Below are 23,045 nucleotides of genomic sequence, written 5' to 3' on the forward strand. Positions count from 1 at the left end.
GAACCGCCGTCAGTTTTAGACCTAGCTCAGGACATCAGTGATGTCTCTACTTTGCCCGAGGGTGATCGTGTCGCAGGAACTCGCTCGTGAACGGCGGATCCACAGCCGACGACCAGAACGACCACCACCGCCACGCATACGGCAAGGGCGATCGAGCCATATTCCCCATCGGGGTTACCAGTACTTGCGGTTTCGCGTGTCCTCGGCATCCCATTCGTCGGATTGATTACGCAGGGCTTCGGCCTCCGCCCGTGCGCGCGCCGCCCGCGACTGGGCGATGCGATAAGCAGCCCACTGCGCTGAATCCTGCGGGACCGTAGCGGCGGCAGCGTCATATTCGGCGGATGCCTCGGCGGCAGGCATACTCGGCACTGCATATTGGCGAGTTGCTGGTGGGGCGTATGTCAGCTGGGGCTGGGAATTCGGCGGAGGCGGGGAATACTGACTTGGCTGAGGCTGGCTGATAGTCGGTGCGTTGCCCACTTGGCGACGGTCTGCGGTGAGCTCGCTGTCAGTCATCGCGGCGAGCCTCGACACGACCGGATCGTCGTACAGTTCGGCCATCGCATCATTCGCCCGGCCTGCGGCGTCCTCTGTCGCGTGTTGGTGGGCGCGCAAAAGCAAGTCAGCGAGGACCTGTGGCCCGTAGGCGAGCGCTTCCGGGGTGAGTGAGAGCGCCGTGAGCCTTCCGCTCCCATCAGCCTCGACGGTGACACCGCCAGTATCGACGCGGCCGCGAATCTGGTTGACGGCATGTCGAACCCGACTGAACTTGGCGGCAAGTTCTTCAGTCATCTTCAGCCCTTTCGTCAGCGAGCGGTCGTCGTAGAGGTCGAACTTGCGGCGAGTAGTCCTGCGGGCCAGCCGGGATAGGCAGGGCGCGCCGAGGGTGGGCTTGCGTTCAACACGCGTTCCCGCTCCGCAGGCAGGCTTGGATCTAGGCTCAATGCCCATGGATCGCACTGCTGCCTATCGCCGGATAGTGGAATTTCGACGGACCATCCTTCGAACAGGTCGAACACCGGCGCCTGCCAGTGCGGAGAGTCCGAGAACTGCCATGGCATGTTGGCGGGCAATACGGAATCATTCGAATCAGCCCTGAAATGCATCGCCGACGACTCACCACGTGACCGCCAGCTCAAATACCCTTCACCCTCGGGTACAGCAACTTCCGTACCCAGCATGCAGAATTCGACCACGAAATCTCTCGGCGTTCCGTGTATGGCGTTAATATGCGTCAACAATGTTCCAAATATTGGACCCCGTTTCCATGTTTCCTCAAGCTCAGACTTGATTCTGAAGTCAATCGATTCACGAAATCCAGGATACGTTCGATCAAGTCCGGACTGCTGACCAACAATTCGCGCTTCGAAGCCAGCGCGGGCCAGCACCCCTTGACCCGAGCTCAAGTCAACACCTGGGGCACCAGACCAAACTGCTGTAGCCATCCGAACTTCCCCCGGTGGCCGATACGGTGGGATTTCTTCAGGATAGCCCCCTTCCGGTGCTGAACACCCGACCATAAGCACGAAGACCAGTCCGGCTGGAACAACATTGCGTATCGCAATCTTCCTGATCATGTGCGAACCCATCTATTGTGCTCACTGCGCCCACTCTCATTCGTGGCCAAGACATCCGAAATTCGCGCCTCTTGATCCGAGCTCGGTGGCCGCACCGCAAGACCGAGCTCGTCAGACTCACCATTGTTCGCAAGCGCCAAGTACCTATCGATATCCCGCTGATCCATGGCACTGGCATTTACCAGAACGGATCCGATCTCTTTGCTGTTATCATACCCCCCAGGCGTGTCTGACATATACTCGCTATAGGTTTTCATTCGGTCACCGTTCTTGAATTCCGGAGGCAGCGAATCAAAGTCCAGCGCTCCATTACTCGCCATCGCTTGGATCATACGGTAGCCGCGGTCATTTGCCGATCCGAAGTTTGGGGCGTCATAGGTGCCGCCATCAGTCTTCAATGGAGCATGCGGAGAAACCGATTCCGGATCGACAGTAAGGAACGATTTACCTGGTTCAGCGACCGCTGCGATAGCCGCCTGACCCGGACCTAGACCGCCGAGCATGATCTGACCAGCGGTATACGCCTGATTGAGCCGCGTCGTCTTGTCTGCAGCTTCTTTTTGGTTCGCACCAACCTGCTGGTCATGGTCAACGGCGATTCCTTGGTTCGTCAGCCATTCCAACCGAGTTGCATACTGCCCGTTCTCGGTGTTCTTGTCTGCGATGAAGGCAGAGTCCATCCGCTGCGATTCAGCCAACGCCGCCCCATTGATCGTGGCGCTGGAGAGTTCGTCACCAGACAGCACACTGAATACTCGGATAGACTCTACCGGCGTGATTGGACCAAAACCCTGCGTACCGGACAAGCCGTCGTCCATGTCGGCCATCTTCCCGACATACGGCGCCAACGCCTTCGCTACTTCTTGGGAGGTCCCGGCGGTCATGCCGCCGGTCTGTCCCTCTCCGGTTCCAGCGAGCAGCAGTTCATAGTTGTTGATGCCATTCTTGGTATCAGTGGCCGAGATGATCTGCGACAACCCATGTGCGGACTTTCCGGCCAATTCAGCATCGGGCAATTCACCCGATTTCGCATTGTCTGCTATCCAGTCGGTCATCGGCGCTATGGCCGGACTTTTCGGGTCTTCCGATTCATAGGTCAACAACGGAAGGACCGCCGTCTTCGGATCGTATCCGGCGCCCAAGATCTCCGGGCTCCCCTCCCCCGTCAGGAATGCGGTCGTGGCCTCCGGATTCCTGGCAGCCAACTCGACCGCATCGCCCACCGCACCATCGAGGCCCGGAACCGAACCATCGCTGACCTGAGAGTTGTTCTGTTCCAGCCACGCCATGTGGGCGCCCTGCCGATACAACTCTGTAGATATCTTCGTGCCCGGCTCGTTTCCTGACTCCGCCTGAGACAACGCGTCTATGAATCGTGCCTGCTGCTCAACGTACGCGGGTGATGCACCGTCGATCGCGGCTCCGGGTGCTCCCGAAGCATTGCCGTCAGGAGCACCACCGGCGCTGATTCGAGTCGAGACCAGTTCCTGCATACTCGTCGGGAGCTGATCATAGCCGCCAGGATTGACAAGTTTTCCGTTGACATCTCGACCGGTGCCAACCTTCTCGTTAGACAAGATCATCGCTGAGTTCGCCATAGACGCTGCCGCTTGCTGTCCCGCTGGGCCTTGAGCACGGAGCTGCTCGCTGGTTTGGGTGAAGCCATCGGCGCCTGCGGCGTTCATGAAGTTCTGCAAGTACGCCTTTGTAGAAGCCGGAATAGTCGCTTCCTCGCCCCGCAGGTACGCGTCGAGCTGCTCGGGTGGAATACCGGCAGCCTTGAAGTCATCTTTAACCTGATCCAGGACCTCATCCGGGATCGGCCTTCCGTCCGCGACAGCAGCGCTGATCTGGTTGCCGAGCTTCGCACCCCTGTCACCACTCAGTCCACCAGAGCCGCTCACGGCTCCGCCGGGACCACCGTGCTGCTCGAGGTCGGTCAAGCCGAGGGCGGCAGCGAATTTCAGGGCGTTTAGCGCGGTTGCGATGCTGTTGAGATACTCCTTCAGCGTCGTTGTGAAGTCAGTCGCCACGTTGACAAGCTTTTGCTGCATGACAACCGTGACTGGATCCGTGGCCTGGGTGCCGGTCAGTGCTGGTGCAGTGACGGTTCCGTCGTCGGCGATCGTCAGGTTGGGATAGCCGGCCTGGATCATGGTGACGGCGTTGAGCAGTGCGCTGCGGTGGCCGTCTATACCGCTACCTTGCGTGGTGAGCGTTTCGCCGATGGACACCGCGGCGCGCCGAGTCTGGGATGAGGACAGCAGCTCCGACACCGCCCGCATCGATGCGGTCGTCGCTGCGTCGCCCTCCCAGTCGAGTGCGGTTTGATCGACAGCACGGTCCACTTTGGCCATCCGGTCAGCAAGCCCATCACCAGCGGTGACGATCGCCCGGCCAGCCGTGACCAGGGCCGTCGGCTGCCAGGACCTCACCTGGGAGATCGTGGGCACGGCGTCGCCGCTCATTCGACCTCGCTCCGCAAACCATCCAGCTGGCCTTTAAACACGGTGTCGACCTCTTCATAGCTGTTCGCGGCAGTCGCCGCGCCCTGACTCATCTGCCGAACGTTCGTCTCGTGCTCGGTGATGTTGGCGCCCAGCTTTTCGTTGATACGGCCCAGCAGCTCATCGATGCCGGCTCCCGGCATGACCACTGCTTCGAGCCCGGAGCTGACAGGGCCCATGATGGTGCCGATGCTGTCGGCCTCAACGTTGAGCGTGCCTGACAATGCGCGCAGCGCATCCAAGTCCGCTTTGACCAAGTCCCCCACGTAGCCACCTCCCGGAACGGGCATCGAACCTGCCCGCGCGTCATCTGAGCCGATTGTTGTGCGATTCTAGTGTCCGATTTTGGCTGGTTGCCCACTGATCTCGGAGTGTGTAGCGTCACACGAACAAGAACGGCCGCCCGGCGAGCGCCAACTCACCGAACGGCCTGGGTACGAAACAGGTACACACTGTTCGCACCGTGGGATGAAATCCTACATGCAACAGCTCGGCGCCTCATGGCGTCGGGCCTTCGTCGTTCTAGGGTGAGGTCTGCCCCGCGCGACGGGCCACCTGCGTTCCTGGGCTCCTGGCCGCTGTTGTCGGTCGTTATCGGAGAGCCCGACCGAGGGACACACAACCCTGACACCCAGCCTCCTGCGAGCACCTTCGTCGTACGCCTCGCACGTACGCACCTGGCCGGTTCGGGAGTGCACACCTACGCCCAGGTCCAACCCCGCCACACGCCGATCCAGGCGTGGGGCTACCAGTGTTGGCCGAGGTCGCGAATCGGGGTCGGTGAGCGGGGAGCCGGGCAGGGATGGTTACGACACCGGCACCCCTGGGTGCTCCGATCGGAGCTCGCCGCGCACCCCCGCATCCCGAATCGGGTACCATTATGGGATGAGCTCGCAGATTTCGATTCGTCTCGCCGAGGCAACCGTCAGATACCTGGACAGCACCGTATCCAGCGGTGCTGCACCGAGCCGCGCAGCGATCATCGAGCAAGCACTCGAACGCGACCGGCTTCGCCGAACCGCCGAGGCTGACGCCGCGATCCTTGCCGCCCTTGCCGAAAGCACCCCAGACGACGACATGAACGACCTCGCCGCACACGCGGCACGCACGCCCATGGACGACCTCGCGTGAGGCCCATCCACCTCGCCCGACTCGACAAAACCCGACCCGTCCTCGTACTCACCCGCGAAGCCGTCCGCCCTTACCTCACCAGGGTCACCGTCGCACCGATCACCAGCACCATCCGCGGCTTGTCCACCGAAGTGCCTGTGGGCCGCCGCAATGGACTCGACCACGACTGCGTCGTCTCCTGCGACAACATCGTCACCATCCCCGTTGCCGATCTCGGCAAGGTCATCGGCTACCTCAACGCCGACGCCGAGCCCGCCCTCACCATCGCCATCAGATCAGCGTTCGAGCTGATCTGACGACGGTAGCGACGCTGTGCGCGGAGCCTAGGTGTCCGCCGCTGCTGGTCGACTATCCGACGAGGCCTGACCAGCCGACGAGTTCGCCGTCGCGATTCACGGCCAACGCCTGAACCAGACGTTTACGCAGCGATCCCGAGGCCAAGGGCCACCGCGACCGGCGCCAGGTACTGCACCGGGAACGCGACGGTCTTGTACGAGCGGGCTCGTAGGACGGTCACCACCGCGCCGGTGAAGTAGAGGATCAGGCCGATGGCGGCGGCGATGCCGATCGGCGGGACGAGTAGGCCGACCAGCAGACCGATGATCCGGCGGCCTTGGCGAGGCCGAGTGGGGTCCACCAGGTCTCGGGGACCCCGTAGGTGACCAGGGGTTCTACGACGAACGGGGCTCGGCGCAGGAGGGAGAACGCCGAAAAGCCGACCCAGAGGGCCGCGACGACGGTGACGATGAGGTAGGCGGTGCGCATGTCGTGGCTCCTTCAGTGGCCGCGCGTTTCGCGGCGTCTATCGAGGTGACGACACAGGCGACCGAGCTGTGACATCGTCGCGTCAGGCCACCGAATCCTGACGCGAGTCGCCTGGAACTCACCGCCAAGCCATCCTTGGTAGGGCGGGAGCGCCTGCGGATATCGCAGAACGGCCCCGCACCGTGTCCAGGTGCGGGGCCGATTCGGACGAAACGACTACTTGCCGCCCTGGTTGGCGACAGCCGCCGCACCTGCCGCGGCGGCGGCCGGGTCGAGATATTCGGCGGGCTTGACCGGGCGCAGGTTCTCGTCGAGTTCGTAGCGCAGCGGGATGCCGGTGGGGATGTTCAGGCCGGAGATGTCCTCATCGGAGATGCCGTCGAGGTGCTTGACCAGGGCGCGCAGGGAGTTGCCGTGCGCGGCGACCAGGACGGTCTTGCCGGTCAGCAGTTCCTTGGAGATGGTGTTCTCCCAGTACGGGATCATCCGGGCGACGACGTCCTTCAGGCACTCGGTCTTGGGGACCTCGATGCCCGCGTAACGCGGGTCGCCTTCCTGGCTGTACTCGTTGTCGTCGGCGATCGGCGGCGGCGGGGTGTCGTAGCTGCGCCGCCACAGCATGAACTGGTCCTGGCCGTACTGCTCGCGGACCTGCTCCTTGTTCTTGCCCTGCAGGTCGCCGTAGTGGCGCTCGTTGAGCCGCCAGTCGCGGATGACCGGGATCCAGTGCCGGTCGGCGGCGTCGAGGGCGTTGTTGGCGGTGCTGATCGCGCGGCGCAGCAGCGAGGTGTAGACGAGATCGGGCAGGATGTCGTGCTCTTTGAGCAGCTCACCCGCGCGCTTGCCCTCGGCGATGCCCTTGTCGGTCAGGTGCACGTCCACCCAGCCGGTGAACAGGTTGAGGGCATTCCATTCGCTCTCGCCGTGGCGCAGCAGCACGAGGGTGTGGGTCATGGGGTCATTCTGGCATTTCGCCGACGCTCAGGCCCACTCCACCTCGTCGAACCCGATGCTCAGCCTGTGCGGGCCGCCGACGACGAGCGCGTCGACCCGCAATCGCGACGCCACCGAGTCGACCTCGCGCACTACGGCGCACACTCCTTGGAACGGACCCTCCGGGATATGGACGACATCGCCCGGCACGTAGTCGGCAGCCACCTGTTCGAGGCTACGCGCGCCCCGCGCGGGTCGAGGCCAACTCGCCGAGCGCGTTGACGATCGGGCTGATCGCGCGCACAACCCCACCGCACCGGGCGCACGGCGCCACCACCGATCAGATCGACGCCGCCTCGACCGCGAGCACACCGGCACCGACGAGCGTGGCGCCCTCGCTCAGTGCCGACAGCTCCACCGTGAGCCCACGGGTGAACGCGAGGCGCGCGTGCCGGTCGACGGCGGCACGCAGCGGATCCCACAGCGGCGCGCCCGAGTGCGCGAAGCCGCCGCCGATCACCACCCGGTCCACATCCAGCAGCGCCGATGCCGAGGAAATCGCTTGTCCCAGCGCGGTTCCCGCACGGGCCAGCGCGTCGAGCGCGATCGGGTCGCCCCGCCCGGCCGCCTCGGCCAGTTCGACGCCGGTCTCGCCGGACCAGCCGCGACCACGCGCCCAGCGCACCGATGACATCCCACTGGCCACCGCCTCCACGCACCCGAATCCGCCGCAGGCGCAGGGAGTGTCGTCGCCGGGCACGACGATGTGCCCGAGGTGTCCCGCGTTTCCGGTTCGCCCGAGCAACACGCGCCCGTCGGCGATGATCCCGCCGCCGACACCGGAGGACACGGTCAGCGCCAGCCCGTTGCGCACCCCGCGCAGCCCCCCGATGCGATGTTCGGCCAGCGCCAGGCAGGCGCCGTCGATCGCGAACCGCACCACGGCGGCCGGGAACAGCGCCCTGACGTGTTCGACGATCGCGAAGCCGTCGCGCCACCGCGGGATGTTCAACGGGCTCGCCACCCCGTCGGCCACCTCGATCGGCCCGGCCGAGCCGATGCCGATGGCGGTTACCAGGTTGTCGCCCGCCACAGCGAGCAGCAGTGCTCGGCAGTGTGCCCACGGGTCGTCGGCGGTGACCGCCGCCCGGCGCACGTCGCGTAGCCGGAAGTCCGATTCGACTACTGCCACAGCGAATTTGGTCGCCCCGATGTCGAGCGCCAGCACGGTCATTGCGATTACTGTCCTTCCGTCTGTTGCCACGAACTACCTGCGCCGGGGCCCGCGGATGTGAATGCTCACAAGATGTGTCTCCCGACACTTTGACTACTGGTTGGTACGGATGACCAGTTTTCGTTGGATACTTCACCAGGGTCGGGTTGTAAGTATCAGTTGGGCAGCACTACTTGATGAAGGAAAGCTGTGTCGAAAATCGTTGTTCTGGTGGTGAGCCTGCTGACGCTCGGCTTGTTCGCCGCACCCGCAAATGCGAACCCGTTGTACCCCACCCCCGATCCGGATCCGTTCTTCACGGCGCCCAGTGACATCGGCGAGCTGGCGCCCGGTGACGTCGTGCGGAAGCGCCGTATCGATACCTTCCTCTACCCCGGCACCGAAGGCTGGCAGGTGGCGTTCCGCTCGACCAACTCGGCGGGCAACGCGATCATGGGCGTCACCACCGTGCTGCTGCCGATCGGCGTGCAGAATCCGCCGCTGGTGTCGTACCAGGCGCTGATCAACTCCATCGGCACCCGCTGCAACCCCTCGCAGTCGCTGTTCAACGGCGAACTGCAGGACGCGCCCGGCGCCATGCTGCCCTTGCAGCGCGGCTGGGCCATCTCGGTGCCGGACTACCTCGGTCCGACCGTCGCCTATGGCGCGGCCAAGCTCAGCGGCATGATCACCCTCGACAGTGTGCGGGCGGTGCAAAAGGTGGCCGAACTGGGCGTCAGCACCTCACCGGTGGCGCTCGCCGGGTACTCCGGCGGCGGCATGGCCACCGCGTGGGCGGGTGCGTTGCAGCCCACCTACGCGCCGGAGCTGGAACTCGCGGCCGTGGTGGCCGGTGGCATCCCCGCCGATCTCGAACTGATGGCCGACGCGCTCGGCTTCGCCCCGCACCCCGGCTTCGGCCTGGCCTTCGCCGCCGCGATGGGCATCGAGCGGGAGTACCCCGAACGGGTACCGGTCTCGGATTCGCTCAACGAGGACGGCCTGTGGTTCCGCGAGTTCACCAAGGACGCGTGCCGCCGCTTCCTGCTGTTCCACGGCCTGGCGCGCAACGCCGAACAGATGGCGGCGTCGAAGGATCTGATGACCAGCGAGGTCGCCCGCGGCGTGCTGCGCGAGAACAGCCTGGTCCACTTCACCGGTGCCCCCACCGCGCCGACCTACATCTGGCAGGGTCGTTATGACACCCTCACCCCGTGGGAGCCGGTGGCCCGGAGCGTCGCCCACTTCTGCTCGAAGGGCGCCCCGGTCAACATGGTCACCGTGGAGATCTCCGAACACATGACCGCCGCCGCGGCGGGCTTCGTCGACGCGTGGAACTACGTCGAGTCCCGCTTCCGCGACGAACCGGTCCCGACGAACTGCTGAGTCGAAACCCGGTGCTGGGCGTGGTGATCGCGCCCAGCATCGGGTCATGGCTTGTCGGCGTCGTCGATCATGTGCTCGAAGGCGCGCAGGTTCTTCAGGGATTCCCCGCGCGAGACGCGCCATTTCCATTCCCTGCGGATGGATTCGGCGAAGCCTAGTTCGAGCAAGGTGTTGAAGTCGTTGTCGACGGCTTCGAGGGTCTGGCCGAAGACGCGGTCGAGTTCGTCGGGGGTCACCGATTCGGCCGACATGCGGCCGACGAGGTAGATGTCGCCGACGTTGTCGAGGGTGTAGGCCACGCCGTACAGGCGGCGGTTGCGGCGCAGCAGGTATTTGTAGACGCCTTCGAAGTTCTCGTCGGGCTTGCGGCAGACGAACGATTCGATCCGCACGCCGTGCTTGCCGACGGTCAGCATCACCGTGGTCGTGAGTTTGCGCTCGCCCGGCAGCACGGCGATGAAGGTGTCGTCGCCGTGGCGGGTGTATTCGATCTCGCGATCGCGCAGCGTCTCGTCGATCACCTGCGATACGGCGCTCACCGTCGTACTCCTGTCCGGCGCCGCCACAGCGCCTGTGATCTGGCCTGGCCGGTATCGCCCGCGAGCAGGGCGATCGGGCCACGTTGGGCCCGGAATTCGGCCATCGCGGCAGCGTAGCTGTCGAGCAGTCCCTCGGCGGTGTGCGCCCAGGAGAAGCGCTCGGCGTGTTCGACCGCGGTGGCGCCCATGCGGGCCAGCCGGGCCGGGTCGTCGAGCAGGGCGGCCAGCGCGTCGGCCCACTCGGGAGTGCGATGGCCGGGGACGAGCAGACCGGATTCGCCGTGGCGCACGGCGGTGCCGAGGCCGCCGACGTCGGCGGCGAGCACCGGCGTGCCGCTGGCTTGCGCCTCGATGGCGACCAGGCCGAAGGATTCGTTGTAGCTGGGCACGGCGACGACGTCGGCCGCGCGGTAGACCTGCACGAGGCGGTCGGCGGGTTGGGGCGGCAGGAAGGTGACCCGGTCGGCGATGCCGAGGTCGGCGGCCAGTTCGATGAGCGCGTCCGGCCGGGCCAGCCCGGTGCCGGAAGGCCCGCCGACGATGAGTACGCGCAGCCTGCGGCTCGGCTCGCGGCGCAGCAGTTCGGCGGCGGCCCGCACGAGCACGTCCGGCGCCTTGAGCGGCTGGATCCGGCCGACGAACGCGACGATCTGCTCGTCGGCGCGCAGACCCATCGCGGCGCGGGCGGCGCGCTTGTCGCCGGGGCGGTAGCGGGTCAGGTCGGCGCCGGGCGGCACCACATCGATGCGGTGGGCGTCGGCGCCGTAGAGGTCGACGAGCTGACGGGCTTCGTCACCGGTGTTGGCGACGAGCCGGTCGGCCTCGGCGATCACCTGCTTCTCCCCGATCACCCTGGTCTCGGGTTCGGGGGTGTCGCCCTCGGCGAGCGCGGCGTTCTTCACCGCGGCGAGGGTGTGCGCGGTGTGCACCAGCGGTACCCGCCAGCGGTCGCGCGAGAGCCAGCCGACCTGGCCGGAGAGCCAGTAGTGCGAGTGCACGAGGTCGTAGTGGCCGGGCAGGTGCCTGGCCTCCTGGCGCAGGACCTCGGCGGTGAACGGGCACAGCTGGGTGGGCAGTTCGTGTTTGTCCAGACCCTCGAAGGGGCCGGCGACGACGTGGCGAACGAGCACACCCGGCGCGGCTTCGGCGACCGGGGGCAGTTCGGAGGAGGTCGCGCGGGTGAAGATCTCCACCTCGGTGCCTCGTCGGGCCAGTTCGATGGCGGTGTTGAGCACGTAGACGTTCATGCCGCCCGCGTCGCCGGTGCCGGGCTGGGCCAGGGGTGAGGTATGCACCGAGAGCACCGCGATGCGGTGTGGCAAAAGTTCCGAACGACGCTCACTCACACTCTCCAGTGTGCACGCCGCGACGCCGCCGACCATACCCCTACCGGGATCGGTGACGGCCGTCACAGCGCTTCGTGAGTGAGTTCACGCGTGGCTCGACACCGAGCCTGCCCGATCGGCGTCGTCACCGCGAGCGATTTTCGGCCATGACGGTCGCCACCAGCAGCACTCGCCCAGCCAGGTCATCAGCGCGGGGACGAGCAGCAGGCGCAGCACCGTGGCGTCGATGAGCAGCGCGGCCACCATGCCGTAGGCGATGTACTGCATCATCAGCAGCTCGGAGAACGCGAACGCCCCGGTCACCACCAGCAGCACCAGGGCAGCGGCGGTGATGATGCGTCCGGTGCGGACCGTCCCCTCGCGCACGGCGTCGGCGGTGCTCGCCCCCGCGGCGCGGGCCTCCACGATCCGCGACAGCAGGAACACCTCGTAGTCGGTGGACAGCCCGTAGATCACCGCGACGATCACCACCAGCAGCAGCGCCATGATCGGCTGGGGGGTGAAGTTCAGCAGCTGCGCGCCGTGCCCGTCGACGAAGATCCAGGTGAGGATGCCCAGCGTCGCGCCCAGTCCGAGCGCATTGCACAACGCCGCCTTGATCGGCAGCACCCAGGAGCCGAAGGCCCACACCAGCAGGGCGGTCGTGACGAGCAGGACCGCGAGGATCATCAGGGGCAGTCGGTCGACCAACGCGTCGACACTGTCCTGCCCGATGACCGGTTCCCCGCCGACCAGCATCGTGGTTCCCGGCGGTACCGCGAGACCGCGCAGGTAGTCGACGGTGGCGCGGGCGTCGGTGGGATCACTGAGCGCGGCCTCGGTGGCGAACACCTCGGTCCGCTGCGTCCCGCGCGCGGGTACCCCGAACGGCCCGGCCAGCCCCGGCGCATCGTTGGCCGCGGCCCACACCGCACCCACCGCGAGCGGATCGCCGGAGACGAACACCAGCCGAATCGGATCGGCCCGACGCAACGGAAACAGCTCGTCGAAGTGCTGCTGGGCCAGCCGAGTCCCGTTGTCCGGCGGCAGATACCGCTCGCTCACACTCCCGAACGCCAACCCCCCGATCGGTGCCACCAGCACGAGCAGCCCGGCACACACCGAGAGCGCGACCGCCCGAGGATGTCGCATCACCAACCCCGCAAGGCGCCACCACAGCGATCCCTTGCCCAGATCCGAGCCCCGCGCCGGCCCCTCACGATCCGACACCCCGACCGATTCCGCACCGCGAGCTGCGCGCGGGGGGTGCGCTGTCGAGGCGAGCCGGCGCCACCCGAGGGCGTCGACGCGAGCGCCGAGTATCGCCAACAGCGCGGGGAGCACGGTGAGGGCGGTGAGCGCCGCGAGGGTGATCGTGACGATGGTGCCGTAGGCGAACGAACGCAGGAAGCCGTGGGGGAACAGCAGGATCGTCGCCGCCGCGGCGATCACGATCGTCGCGGACGCGAGGACGGTGTGTCCGGCGGTGAGGACTGTGCGGCGGACCGCGTCGGCCACTTCGCGACCGTCGTCCAGCTCCTCCCGAAACCGGCTGACCACGAAAAGCCCGTAGTCGATGGCCAATCCGAGGCCGATCATCGACACCACCGGGGCGACAAAGGAGTTCACCTCGGTCACCTGGGTGATGGCCCGGATGATGCCCCACGCGCCGAGCACGGTGAGCCCGCCTGCCAGCAGCGGCAGGGCGGCCGCGATCACCCCGCCGAACACCAGGAACAGCAGTACCGCCACCACCGGGAGCGCGATCAGTTCCATGCGCCGCTGGTCGGTGGCCATGGTGTCGGTGAGGGTGCCCGCCACCACCTGCCCACCGGCCACCTCCATCGTCAGGCCGGGGGAAGCGAGGTCGTCGCGGACCGCGCGGTAGTTGCGCAGCAGCGTGGTGTTGTCCTCGCCGCGCAAGGAGAGCGCCGCGAAGGCGTGCCGGTGATCGTCGGTGCCGAACATCGCCGGTTGGGCCACACCGGTTTCGGTGGGCCAGTACGCGCCGTTCACACGGTCGATCTCGGCGGGGTGTGCGCGGGGCAGCCGGTTCAGATGCGCGACAACGGCTTCGGCGAAGACCGGATCGTCGACGGTGCGGCCGTCAGGTGCGTGGAAAAGCAGCAACACGTCGGCGGAGTGGTCACGTCCGAAGGCCTCGGTCCGAATGTGCCCGGCGCGCACCGAGTCCGAACCGGGATCGTCCCAGCCGTCGGCGCTGAGCCGGTCGCCGAGCCCGAGTCCGTAGCCGCCGAGCGCGAGCAACGCGGCGACCACCGCGCCGAGGACGGCGTATCGCCGGACGACGACGAAGTCCGCCCATCGGCTCACCGCGCCAACGCTGCCTCGAACACCGGCCACGACTTGTGCAGATCCTCTTCCCAGTACCCCCACGAGTGGGTGCCGGTGGGCCGCAGGTCGACGGTCGCGGGAATCCCCAATGACTGCAGTCGATCCCGCAGCTGGTGCGTGCACAGGTTGGTCACGGCCTCGAGCGAGGCGCCGAACAGCAGCTGATAGGTGAGCTGCATCGGGTCGCCCTGGGCGTCGATGGTGTCGAAGGGTCCGGGAATGCCGGTGCCGGAGGAGATGTAGACCTCGGTGCCGCGCAGGGCTTCCGCGTGCAGGTAGGGGTCGTTGGCCGACCAGGCCGGGTCGGTCGGCGGCCCCCACATGTTGGCCGCGTTGCCGAGCCTGCTCCCGACCACCGTGCGCACGATGGCCTGCCCGCGTGGATCACTGGTTCGCACACACCCGGAGTAGGAGCCGATCGCCCGGTACAGCCCCGGTTCGGCGAGGGCGAGCTGGAACACCGAGGTGCCCGCCATCGACAGTCCCGCGATGGCATTGGCGCCGTTGCCGCCGAATTCGGCATCGATCACCGGGGGCAACTCCTTGGTGAGGAAGGTGGTCCAGCGCTGTTTGCCGAGCACCGGATCGTCGGCCCGCCAGTCGGCGAAGTAGCTGCCCGCTCCCCCGAACGGGATCACCACGTTGACCTGCTTGTCCTTGAAGAACTCGACCACATCGGTGCGATCGAGCCAGTTCCCGTCACTGCCGCCACCGACCCCGTTGAGCAGATACAGCGTGGGCGCCGGCGCTTTCGGGTCGGCGGCGCGCAGCACCCGCACCCGGGTGACGATGTCCATGGCGGGCGAGTACACGCCGACATCGATCGTGCGGTCGGGCTCGTGGCGCAGGTCGTCGATCCAGGCGGCGGGTGCCGCGGTCGCGGCGGGGGCCGCCCCCAGCGCGGCCACCGCGAGGGCGATGGCGGCGACGATTCGAGCGCACACTGCTCGACCAGACATCATCGAACTCCGATCTCTACGCCGAATCCTGTCTTCTGCCCGCGATTCAACGGTATTTCCGAACGCTACACACGGTTTCGCGAAAACACTGTGACGACTACCAGAAGATTTTCCGGCACCCTGTGCGAGCAGGTAGGAAACGTTCTCCTCGAGTCGCGATCACAATCACAGACCTATCACGTTGGTGCCATGGACGAACCACGCTACTCCAGGCCGGTTTTCGCTGTGATGAGTCCTACGCTGCGCAGACCGGGCACATGTTGACATCGAGGGCCCTGATGCGGAGGAATCATGTCGGACATCGCTGTTGTCGGAATCGGCTGCCGATTCGCCGGTGGAATAGACTCACCGGAATCGTTCTGGGAGTTCGTTGTCGAAAAGCGCGATGCGGTCGGGGATATTCCGGCGAGTCGCTGGGACTATCGCCGCTATTACGATCCGGACAAACGGACACCCGGTCGCAGCTACACCCGTCGTGGCGCGTTCATGACCGGCGACCCGTGGGAGTTCGACCCCGATTTCTTCGGGATCTCCCATCGTGAGGCGACCGGGCTGGACCCGCAGCAGCGGGTGCTGCTCGAGGTGACCTGGGAGGCGCTCGACGACGCCGGTGTCGCGGGGAAGGCCGCGGGGCGCTCGGTGGGTGTGTACGTGGGCGGGTTCGTCGTCGACCAGTCGGTGATCGGGGTGGTCGGCCCGGCACTGGCCCACGTCGACATGCACACCGCGGCCTCGGCGTCGTACACGATGCTGTCCAACCGCATCGCCTACGCCCTCGACCTCACCGGCCCGGCCCTGACCGTCGACACCGCGTGCTCGTCCTCGCTGGTCGCGATCCATCTGGCCTGCCAGGCGCTCGACAACGGCGACTGCACCGTGGCGCTGGCCGGTGGCGTGAACGTGATGCTGCAGCCGGAGACGTTCGTGATGATGTGCAAGGGCGGCTTCCTCGCCACCGACGGACGCTGCAAATCCTTCGACGCCGCGGGCGACGGCTACGGGCGCGGTGAGGGCGCGGGCATGGTCGTGCTCAAGAAGCTCGACGCCGCGGTGCGCGACGGCGACCGGGTCTACGCGGTGATCAAGGGCACCGGCGCCAATCAGGACGGCCGCACGACCGCCATCACCGTGCCCAATGACGTCTCCCAGGAGGCGCTCGCCAGGGCGGTGTGTGAGCGCTCCGGCACCGCGCCCGAGGAGGTGACCTATGTGGAGGCGCACGGCACCGGCACCCTGGTGGGCGATCCGATCGAGTTGCGCGCGCTCGGCCGCGTCTACGGCGCCGCCTCCGGACGCGCGGGTTCGCTCGGCGTCGGCTCGCTCAAGGCCACGCTCGGGCACACCGAGGCCGCCGCCGGGGTGGCGAGCGTGATCAAATCCGCGCTGGCCGTGGCACATCGGACGATTCCGCCGCAGGGCTGGTTCGACACCCCCAATCCCGACATCGCGTTCGACGAGCTGGGCCTGCACGTCCAGCTCGAGCCCGAGCCGGTCGACTCCGATCTGCCGATGACCATCGCGGTCAACGGCTTCGGCTACGGCGGCACCAACGCCCACGCGATCGTGCAGGAGTTCCACCGCGAGCCCGCACCCGTCGAGCCGCCGGAACACTCTGGGATCCTGCCGGTCTCCGCCCGCAGCCCCGCCGCGACGCGGGCGATGGCCGGCCGTTTCGCCGAGCTGATCGCCGCGGGCGCCGACCCCGACCGGCTGGCCGAAGCGGCATGGACCCGGCTCGCGCACCACCCGTTCCGCACCGGTGTCCTCATCGACGGCACCACCGAACTCATTCGGGCACTGCGCGACTACGCCGAGGGTGCGGGGCGCGACGCCACCAGGGCTCTCACCCGCGGTGCGGCGCCGGTGTTCGTGTTCTCCGGCATGGGCCCGCAGTGGTGGGGCATGGCGCGCGAACTGCTGTGCGCCGAAGGCGCTTTCGCGGCCGCCGCGCAGGAGGTGGACGCCGTCTTCCGGGAGGTGGCCGGATGGTCCATCATCGGTGAACTGCTGCGGCCGGAACAGGAATCGCGAGTCACCGCGACCATGGTCGCCCAGCCCGCCAACTTCCTGGTGCAGGTCGCGCTGGTGCGCGAGCTGGCCGAGTACGGGATCACCCCGTCGGTGATCGTGGGGCACAGTGTCGGTGAGGTGGCGGCGGCCTACGTCTCCGGTGCGCTCTCGCTGCGCGACGCGGTGACCGTGGCCTATCACCGGGCGCGGCTGCAGGCGAGCACCGCCGGATCGGGCGCGATGCTGGCCGCCGGGATCAGCGTCGAGCGGGCCACCGAGCTGATCGGACCCGAGGACGCCATCGACATCGCCGCGGTGAACAGCCCCAACAGCCTCACCCTCGCCGGTGACCCCGACCGCCTCGACCAGCTCGCCGAAACCCTCACCGAACAGGGCGTTTTCGCGCGGCGACTGCGGGTGGAGGTGCCGTATCACAGCCGCCTGATGGACCCCATCCTCGACGAACTGCGCACGGTCCTGGCCGATCTCACCCCGCAGGCGCCGACGATCCCGCTGTACTCCACCGTCACCGGTCACCAGGTCACCGAAGGTGATTGGGACGCGCGGTACTGGTGTGCGAACGTGCGCCAGACGGTGCGGTTCGCCGACGCGATGAGCGCGCTGATCGAGGCGGGCCATCGGGTCTTCGTCGAAGTCAGCCCGCACCCGGTGCTGTCGGGCAACATTCGTGAGCTGTTGCTCGAGACCGGTGACAATGGCGTCACGGTCTCGACGCTCGACCGCAAACAGTCCGACTCGATCAGTGTCCGCCAGACCGTGGCCGGGCTCTACAGCGCGGGCGCGCTCGATCCTGAAATCCTGTTCCCCGCCGATCGCCGCGCCACCCCGCACCTGCCACTGCCGCGCTACCCGTGGCAGCGCACCCGGCTGTACTCGGCGTTGCCGCTGTTCGAGCAGCTGCGCAACGGGTCGCCCGGCGGCTACGCCATGCTCGGCGATCCCGACCTCGAGGGCAGGCCCGGCTGGCTGCTGCAGATCGGCACCGAGAAGCTGCCGTGGCTGGTCGATCACGTCGTCGGCGGGGTGCGCATCCTGCCCGGTGCCGCCTATCTGGACGCGGCGCTGAGCGCGGCGGCCCAGCGGATGGGTGAGCAGCGGGTCGCGCTCGAGAACGTGCGCTTCGTGGCGCCGGTGATCATGGGCGCCCCCGATGTACCGCTGCTCGAACTCAGCGTCGAGGAGGCCAGCGGGCGCTTCCTGATCCGCTCGCGCAGCGCCACCGGCTCGGTGTGGACGGTCAACGCGATCGGTCGCCTGCTCACCGGCGGCTATGAGACAACGAAGGTGCCCGTTCCCGAACTGGATTCGGCCATCGAGCTCGTTCCCGAGCTGTTCTACTCCGCCCTGGCCGCGCGTGGCCTGCAGTACGGGCCGACCTTCCGCCGGGTCACTGCAGTCCGCGCGAGCAGCGACACCGTCGTCGCGACCGTGGACGCCGGCATCGGCACCGGGTCAGGGCACCTCGCCCATCCGGCCGTCGTCGACGCGGCCATGCAGGTCGCGGCCCTGCTCTTCGCCGACGACGCCATCGGCGAGGGCGCGCTGGTGCCGGTCGCCGTCGACGCGGTCCGCCTCTACAGCGCGCTGCCCGAACAGATCACCGTGCTGGCCCGACGCGACCCGCGCACCCGCCTGCGCACCGACATCGAACTGCTCGACGAGTCCGGCCACCGCTGCCTGCACCTGGTCGGCGTCCAGGTCGGCGCCCTCAACCCCGGCGCCGACCCCTTGCACCGCATGGCCGAGTTCTACTACACCGACGAACTCGAACCCCGCGACCCGATCGACCCTGCCACGCTCCCCGCCGCCGACACCGCGACCGTCGTCGTCGCACTCGGCGCCAGCCACCGCGCCCGCGCCCTGGCCGCCGCACTGCCCGGGGCCGTCCTGCAAATCACCGAACCATCGACCGAACCCACCGAAACCGCCTACCTCACCGAAGAACTCACCCAGCATCTGTACGCCGCCGCCCACGCGCTGGACACCCTCGACTGCGACCTAGGCCAGCGGACAGCGAGCTCGGAGGGCACCGGCAGCGCAACGGGCGCGCACAGTCACCTCGCCGGACAGACACCGGCAGAGCCAGCGGGTACGAGCGGTGACTCCGCGCAATACACCGACTCGGACGCGGATGAAACGTCGAGTCGCACGGCGCGTTCCATCGGCGACCTCTCCACACCCGAGTCCGGCTCTCCGACCGCGATCACCCGGCGCCTACACGTCTGTCTGGTCGCCGGTGCCGTCCACGACGACCTCGCCGCCCTGTGGACGCTCAAACAGATCGCCGTCACGCTGGGCGAATTCGCCGATTCCCTGATCGAGCAGGGCGAGGTGCTGCCCACGCTAGGCGAGGGCCTGATCGACATCACCCTGATCACCGAGGATGCCTTCGCACTCCCCGACGACGAATCCGAACCCCAGTACCGCCACCGAGCCCTTGCCGGTGCCCGCCGGGTCCTGCTCAACGAACAGGCAGCCCTGCGCTGGCGCCTGATCGACGTGGACCCCGACGTATCGCTCGACCTGCTCGCCACTGAGCTGTCGGTGCCCGGCGCCTTCACCCACGACAACACCGACGAAATCCTGCTGCGGGCCGGCCAACGCTGGGCGCCCACGGTCACCAAGCCCTTGCCGGACCGCATCGACGAACTCGACACCGCACATCCGCTCGCCGACCCGGCCGCCGACTTCGCCATCGAGGTCCCGAAATCGCGTCTGCTGTCGGCGCTCTCGTGGCGGGCGAGCACCCGGCGCGATCCGGGACCGGGCGAAGTCGAGGTGCGGATGCGGGTCATCGGCCTCAACTACAAGGACCCGTTGAAGGTGATGGGCCTGCTCGGTGAACGGGAACTGGCGGGCACGTTCTTCGGTACGGCCCCCGGCATGGAGGGCGTCGGCACGGTGGTACGACGCGGCGAGGGCGTCAACGCGCTGGCCGAAGGTGACCTGGTCGCCATCGCCGCCAAGGACATGATGCGCCGCTACCACCTGGTCGACCAGCACGCCGCGATCCGGCTCCCCGCGGGCGCCGAGCCCGGATTGTGCACCAGCACCACCGCGTTCGGCACCGCCGAATACGCACTGCTCGACCTGGCCCGACTGCTGCCGGGCGAGACAGTGCTCGTCCACGGTGCCGCGGGCGGTGTCGGTTCGGCCGCCATCCAGGTCGCCAAGTCGCGCGGCGCCCGCATCATCGGCACGGCGAGCACCCCCGAACGGCGCGCCCACATCCGCGCCCTCGGCGTCGATCACGCCCTGCACTCGCGCTCACTGAACTTCGCCGACGACGTCCTGATGCTCACCGATGGCGTCGGCGTCGACGTGGTGCTCAGCACGGCGCCGGGCGAGATCCTGCGCCAGAACTTCCGCGCCGTCGCCGAATTCGGCCGGATCGTCGAAGTCGGCAAGGCCGACGTGTACACCGGCGGTCTGCTCGAGCTGGCCAACTTCGACAAGAACCTCTCGTACTTCTCCGTCGACCTCGATCGCATGTGCGCGGTCCGCCCGATGCAGCTGGCCGACCTGCTGCGTCGGGTCTACGAGAAGATCGAGGCCGGCGTCTATCAGGCACTCCCCTACGAACTGTTCGAAACCCACGAGGTGGCAAGGGCTTTCGACGAGGTGATCCGCTCGTCGCGGATCGGCCGGGTGGCGCTGAGCATGGACGATCCCGCGCCGCCGGTGCGTCCGCAGCTGCCCGAGGTCACCATTCACGGCGCGGCCACCTACCTGATCAGCGGCGGCTTCGGCGGCTTCGGCCTGGCCACCGGCCGCTGGCTGGTCAGCAAGGGCGCGCGCAGACTGGTGCTGGTCGGGCGCGGTGGCGCGCGCACCGACGATGCCCGTCAGCAGCTCGATGCGTGGCGCGCCAAGGGCGTCGAGGTGGTCGAGGAACTCGCCGACATCGCCGATCTGGTCACGGTCACCGGGGTGGTCGGGCGGGCGCACACCGATGGCTATCCACTGCGCGGGGTCTATCACGCGGCGGGCGCGGTGGCCGACAACCGGATCGGCCTGATGGACCTGGACGAACTCACCCGCGTGTACCGCCCGAAGGTGCACGGCGCCAAGGTCTTGCACCGCGCGGTCGCCAACGCGGGCATCGAGCTGGACATGTTCGTGCTGTATTCCTCGGGCGGCTCGATGTTCGGCATCTTCGGCCAGTACAACTACAGCGCGGCCAATCTCGCGGTGGAGGCGCTGGCCGAGCAGTGGGCGCGCGCCGGCGAGCGGGTGCTGTGCGTGGGCTGGGGCCACATGTCCGGCGCGACCGGCGGCATGGCGGCCGACGAGAAGGTCGCCAAGTACCTCGAGGTGGCCGGTTTCGCGCCCATCGACATGGCCGACGGTACCGCCTACCTCGAACAGGCACTGCGCCTCGGCGTCACCAGGGCCTCGATCATCCCGACCGACTGGTCCCGGCTGGCCGCGTCGTTCCCGCAGATGACCCGCACCGGCCGACTCACCGCGCTGATCGCGGCCTCGGTCGAGGACAATTCGGCGCTGGCTCGCCTGCAGGCCGAACTCACCGCCCTCGACGAGGGCAAACGCGGTCACGCCGTCGCCCGGATGCTGGCCGATCAGCTCGCGGTGGTGATGGGCGTCGCCCCCGACTCGATCGACCTCACCGTGCCGGTCCCCGAACTGGGTCTCGACTCGCTCATGGCGGTGGAATTCGGTGCGCGCGTGGGTAAATCGCTCGGCATCGAACTCATGTCGCTGCAGATGGGTCGCTCGTTCAGCCTGGAACAGGCGGGCCCGAAGGTCGCCGAGTTGATCCTGGCCGCCGACACCACCCGGATGTCGCTGCCGGACATCGCCGCGGCGCCGGTGGACTCCGCGGATCAGTCCGAGACCGGCGAACCCGCACTGGTCGGCGGTCAGCGATGACCTCGTGCACCCGGGCAGATGCGCGATGACCGACGTGCGGGCGAGCGCCCCGACGGAAACGGGCGCTCGCCACGGCGCGTGGCCTGCCTTCGCCGGGTGCCTGATCGCGGTGTTCATGCAGATGATCGACGTGACGATCGTGAACACCGCGCTGCCGAGCATCACCGCCGACCTGCGCGCCTCGTCCTCGGCGCAGCTGCTGGTGGTGACCGGGTACTCGCTGGCCTTCGCCTGCACCCTGCTCCCGGCCGCGCGACTCGGCGCGATGTTCGGCAGGCGCACGCTGTTCCTGTGGTCGATGGTGGCCTTCACCGCCGCCTCGGTCTGGTGCGGCATGTCGGAGTCCGCGACCGAGCTCATCGCCGCCCGCGTCGCCCAGGGCATCGCGGGCGGCGGGATGGCCGCGCAGACCATCGCCATCCTCACCGCGAGTTTCCCGCGCGCCAAGCACCCGCTGGTGTTCGCCGTCTACGGTGGGACCGCCGGTTTCGCCGGAATGCTCGGACCGATTCTCGGCGGCGCGCTGATCACCGCGAACATCGCCGGCACCGGCTGGCATGCGATCTTCCTGATCAATGTCCCGCTCGGCGCGCTAGCCTTCGTCCTGGCGTGGCGCTGGCTGCATCTGGGTCGCGCGGCCGAGCCGGGGCGGCTCGACCTCACCGGGGCAGCGCTGTCGACGGTCAGCCTGTTCGCGCTGCTGTCGGCGCTGGCCGATGTGCAGGAACACGGTTGGCGGCTCGGCACCGCCGCGGTCATCGTGGCCGCGCTGGCCTTGGGCGCCGGATTCCTTGTCCAGCAATATCGTTCGTCGCAGGCGCCACTGGTCCGGCTGACACTGTTCGACGATCGAGGCTTCGCCATCGGCTCGATCCTGGTGACGACGTTCTTCGGCGTGTTCACCGCGTTCGTCTTCGCCATCTCGATTACCCTGCAGGACATCGTCGGGTTCTCCCCGCTGCGCACCGGCATCGCGATGACCCCGTTCGCGCTCGGCGCGGGTGTGGGCGCGGTGCTCTCGCCGTGGCTGGTCGCGCGCTGGGGCGCCCGCGCGCTTGCGGTCGGCATCGCCTGGTTCGGCTGCTGCGTGGCCATCGGCGCCGGCTACCTGTGGTTCACCGATGGCACCGTCGACCTGCGGATCGCCCTGTTCCCGATCTTCGTCTCCGGCATCGGCGTCGGCGTGTTCGGCGTCCAGCTGCAGCCGATGATGCTGGCCGGGCTGTCCCAGCAGCGCATGGACGACGCCTCCGGCCTGCTGCCGACCATCGAACAGGTCGGCAACGGGCTCGGCCTGGCCCTGCTCAGCGCGGTCTTCTTCCGCGCGCACACCCTCGGCGGCGCGATCGGCATGTTCGCCGCCGTCGCGGTCCTGGCCCTGGCGATGGGCGCGCTCACCCTCGCCCTGCCCAGCAACGAACGGAGTTGACC

General features: G+C 67.6%; 17 protein-coding genes. 5 read left to right on the forward strand and 12 right to left on the reverse strand.

Features of this window, described 5'->3' with window-relative positions:
* Positions 1–174 precede the first annotated feature (174 nt).
* The 3 genes from BOX37_RS30220 to BOX37_RS30230 all read right to left on the reverse strand — a co-directional run bounded on the left by BOX37_RS30220 (position 175) and on the right by BOX37_RS30230 (position 4,353).
* A complete protein-coding gene (locus BOX37_RS30220) occupies positions 175–954 on the reverse strand; it encodes a YbaB/EbfC family nucleoid-associated protein (protein ID WP_156910629.1) in 780 nt (259 codons plus the stop codon).
* A 622-nt stretch (positions 955–1,576) separates the two neighbouring features.
* The gene (locus BOX37_RS30225; RefSeq protein WP_156910630.1) at positions 1,577–4,048 is read right to left on the reverse strand and encodes a TPR repeat domain-containing protein; all 2,472 of its coding nucleotides are present in this window, start codon (positions 4,046–4,048) and stop codon (positions 1,577–1,579) included.
* Positions 4,045–4,353 carry a type 2 periplasmic-binding domain-containing protein gene (locus BOX37_RS30230; RefSeq protein WP_071930581.1) on the reverse strand — a complete coding sequence of 103 codons (309 nt, stop codon included), beginning with the start codon at positions 4,351–4,353 and terminating at the stop codon, positions 4,045–4,047. Before BOX37_RS30230 ends, BOX37_RS30225 begins: the two co-directional genes overlap by 4 nt.
* Before the next feature lie 619 nt (positions 4,354–4,972).
* On the opposite strand from BOX37_RS30230, the gene BOX37_RS30235 reads away from it, so the two are divergent.
* The gene (locus tag BOX37_RS30235; RefSeq protein ID WP_071930582.1) at positions 4,973–5,218 is read left to right on the forward strand and encodes a hypothetical protein; all 246 of its coding nucleotides are present in this window, start codon (positions 4,973–4,975) and stop codon (positions 5,216–5,218) included.
* A complete protein-coding gene (locus BOX37_RS30240) occupies positions 5,215–5,514 on the forward strand; it encodes a type II toxin-antitoxin system PemK/MazF family toxin (protein ID WP_071930583.1) in 300 nt (99 codons plus the stop codon). The genes BOX37_RS30235 and BOX37_RS30240 overlap by 4 nt, the downstream gene beginning before the upstream one ends.
* A gap of 122 nt (positions 5,515–5,636) precedes the next feature.
* Here the strand turns inward: BOX37_RS30240 and BOX37_RS36350 are convergent, their stop codons facing one another.
* The 5 genes from BOX37_RS36350 to BOX37_RS30255 form a co-directional block, all read right to left on the reverse strand.
* The gene (locus BOX37_RS36350; RefSeq protein WP_240505109.1) at positions 5,637–5,855 is read right to left on the reverse strand and encodes a DoxX family protein; all 219 of its coding nucleotides are present in this window, start codon (positions 5,853–5,855) and stop codon (positions 5,637–5,639) included.
* Positions 5,759–5,983, reverse strand: coding sequence for a DoxX family protein (locus tag BOX37_RS36355; protein WP_420811568.1), 225 nt, complete (start codon positions 5,981–5,983; stop codon positions 5,759–5,761). Before BOX37_RS36355 ends, BOX37_RS36350 begins: the two co-directional genes overlap by 97 nt.
* A gap of 216 nt (positions 5,984–6,199) precedes the next feature.
* On the reverse strand, positions 6,200–6,937 hold the full coding sequence (locus tag BOX37_RS30250; protein WP_071930584.1) for a phosphoglyceromutase: 738 nt from the start codon (positions 6,935–6,937) through the stop codon (positions 6,200–6,202).
* Positions 6,938–6,964: 27 nt separating this feature from the next.
* Positions 6,965–7,141: a KOW domain-containing RNA-binding protein gene (locus BOX37_RS34775; RefSeq protein ID WP_167660011.1), complete on the reverse strand. Its 177-nt coding sequence runs from the start codon at positions 7,139–7,141 to the stop codon at positions 6,965–6,967.
* A gap of 115 nt (positions 7,142–7,256) precedes the next feature.
* Positions 7,257–8,150: an ROK family protein gene (locus BOX37_RS30255; RefSeq protein WP_071930585.1), complete on the reverse strand. Its 894-nt coding sequence runs from the start codon at positions 8,148–8,150 to the stop codon at positions 7,257–7,259.
* 189 nt (positions 8,151–8,339) lie between these two features.
* Here BOX37_RS30255 and BOX37_RS30260 point away from each other — a divergent pair, with 189 nt between their 5' ends.
* Positions 8,340–9,515: a lipase family protein gene (locus BOX37_RS30260; protein WP_084760392.1), complete on the forward strand. Its 1,176-nt coding sequence runs from the start codon at positions 8,340–8,342 to the stop codon at positions 9,513–9,515.
* A gap of 44 nt (positions 9,516–9,559) precedes the next feature.
* Here BOX37_RS30260 and BOX37_RS30265 read toward each other — a convergent pair whose 3' ends face one another.
* From BOX37_RS30265 to BOX37_RS30280, 4 genes are all read right to left on the reverse strand, one after another.
* Positions 9,560–10,054, reverse strand: a complete 495-nt coding sequence (locus tag BOX37_RS30265; RefSeq protein ID WP_071930586.1) for a type III secretion system chaperone family protein — start codon at positions 10,052–10,054, stop codon at positions 9,560–9,562.
* Positions 10,051–11,409 carry a D-inositol-3-phosphate glycosyltransferase gene (mshA, locus tag BOX37_RS30270; protein WP_206045935.1) on the reverse strand — a complete coding sequence of 453 codons (1,359 nt, stop codon included), beginning with the start codon at positions 11,407–11,409 and terminating at the stop codon, positions 10,051–10,053. Before mshA ends, BOX37_RS30265 begins: the two co-directional genes overlap by 4 nt.
* Before the next feature lie 75 nt (positions 11,410–11,484).
* The gene (locus BOX37_RS30275) at positions 11,485–13,713 is read right to left on the reverse strand and encodes an MMPL family transporter (protein WP_071930587.1); all 2,229 of its coding nucleotides are present in this window, start codon (positions 13,711–13,713) and stop codon (positions 11,485–11,487) included.
* Positions 13,710–14,696 (reverse strand): alpha/beta hydrolase, encoded by a 987-nt coding sequence (locus BOX37_RS30280; RefSeq protein WP_071930588.1) that lies wholly within the window; start codon positions 14,694–14,696, stop codon positions 13,710–13,712. Before BOX37_RS30280 ends, BOX37_RS30275 begins: the two co-directional genes overlap by 4 nt.
* A gap of 288 nt (positions 14,697–14,984) precedes the next feature.
* On the opposite strand from BOX37_RS30280, the gene BOX37_RS35650 reads away from it, so the two are divergent.
* Both BOX37_RS35650 and BOX37_RS30295 read left to right on the forward strand, forming a co-directional pair.
* Positions 14,985–21,614 (forward strand): type I polyketide synthase, encoded by a 6,630-nt coding sequence (locus tag BOX37_RS35650; RefSeq protein ID WP_240505111.1) that lies wholly within the window; start codon positions 14,985–14,987, stop codon positions 21,612–21,614.
* Between the two features lie 25 nt (positions 21,615–21,639).
* Entirely contained in the window at positions 21,640–23,043 is a 1,404-nt protein-coding gene (locus BOX37_RS30295) for an MFS transporter (protein WP_084760394.1), read from the forward strand.
* Positions 23,044–23,045 lie beyond the last annotated feature (2 nt).

It is taken from the genome of Nocardia mangyaensis, from assembly GCF_001886715.1.
Lineage (GTDB): Bacteria > Actinomycetota > Actinomycetes > Mycobacteriales > Mycobacteriaceae > Nocardia > Nocardia mangyaensis.

What these genes read in the sequence shown, in the direction of transcription:
- BOX37_RS36355 (WP_420811568.1), bottom strand. Translation starts at nt 5,983, where the DNA reads ATGCGCACCGCCTACCTCATCGTCACCGTCGTCGCGGCCCTCTGGGTC.
- BOX37_RS30255 (WP_071930585.1), bottom strand. Translation starts at nt 8,150, where the DNA reads ATGACCGTGCTGGCGCTCGACATCGGGGCGACCAAATTCGCTGTGGCA.
- BOX37_RS30295 (WP_084760394.1), top strand. Translation starts at nt 21,640, where the DNA reads ATGACCGACGTGCGGGCGAGCGCCCCGACGGAAACGGGCGCTCGCCAC.
- BOX37_RS30250 (WP_071930584.1), bottom strand. Translation starts at nt 6,937, where the DNA reads ATGACCCACACCCTCGTGCTGCTGCGCCACGGCGAGAGCGAATGGAAT.
- BOX37_RS35650 (WP_240505111.1), top strand. Translation starts at nt 14,985, where the DNA reads ATGTCGGACATCGCTGTTGTCGGAATCGGCTGCCGATTCGCCGGTGGA.
- BOX37_RS30225 (WP_156910630.1), bottom strand. Translation starts at nt 4,048, where the DNA reads ATGAGCGGCGACGCCGTGCCCACGATCTCCCAGGTGAGGTCCTGGCAG.
- BOX37_RS30220 (WP_156910629.1), bottom strand. Translation starts at nt 954, where the DNA reads ATGGGCATTGAGCCTAGATCCAAGCCTGCCTGCGGAGCGGGAACGCGT.
- BOX37_RS30280 (WP_071930588.1), bottom strand. Translation starts at nt 14,696, where the DNA reads ATGATGTCTGGTCGAGCAGTGTGCGCTCGAATCGTCGCCGCCATCGCC.
- BOX37_RS30235 (WP_071930582.1), top strand. Translation starts at nt 4,973, where the DNA reads ATGAGCTCGCAGATTTCGATTCGTCTCGCCGAGGCAACCGTCAGATAC.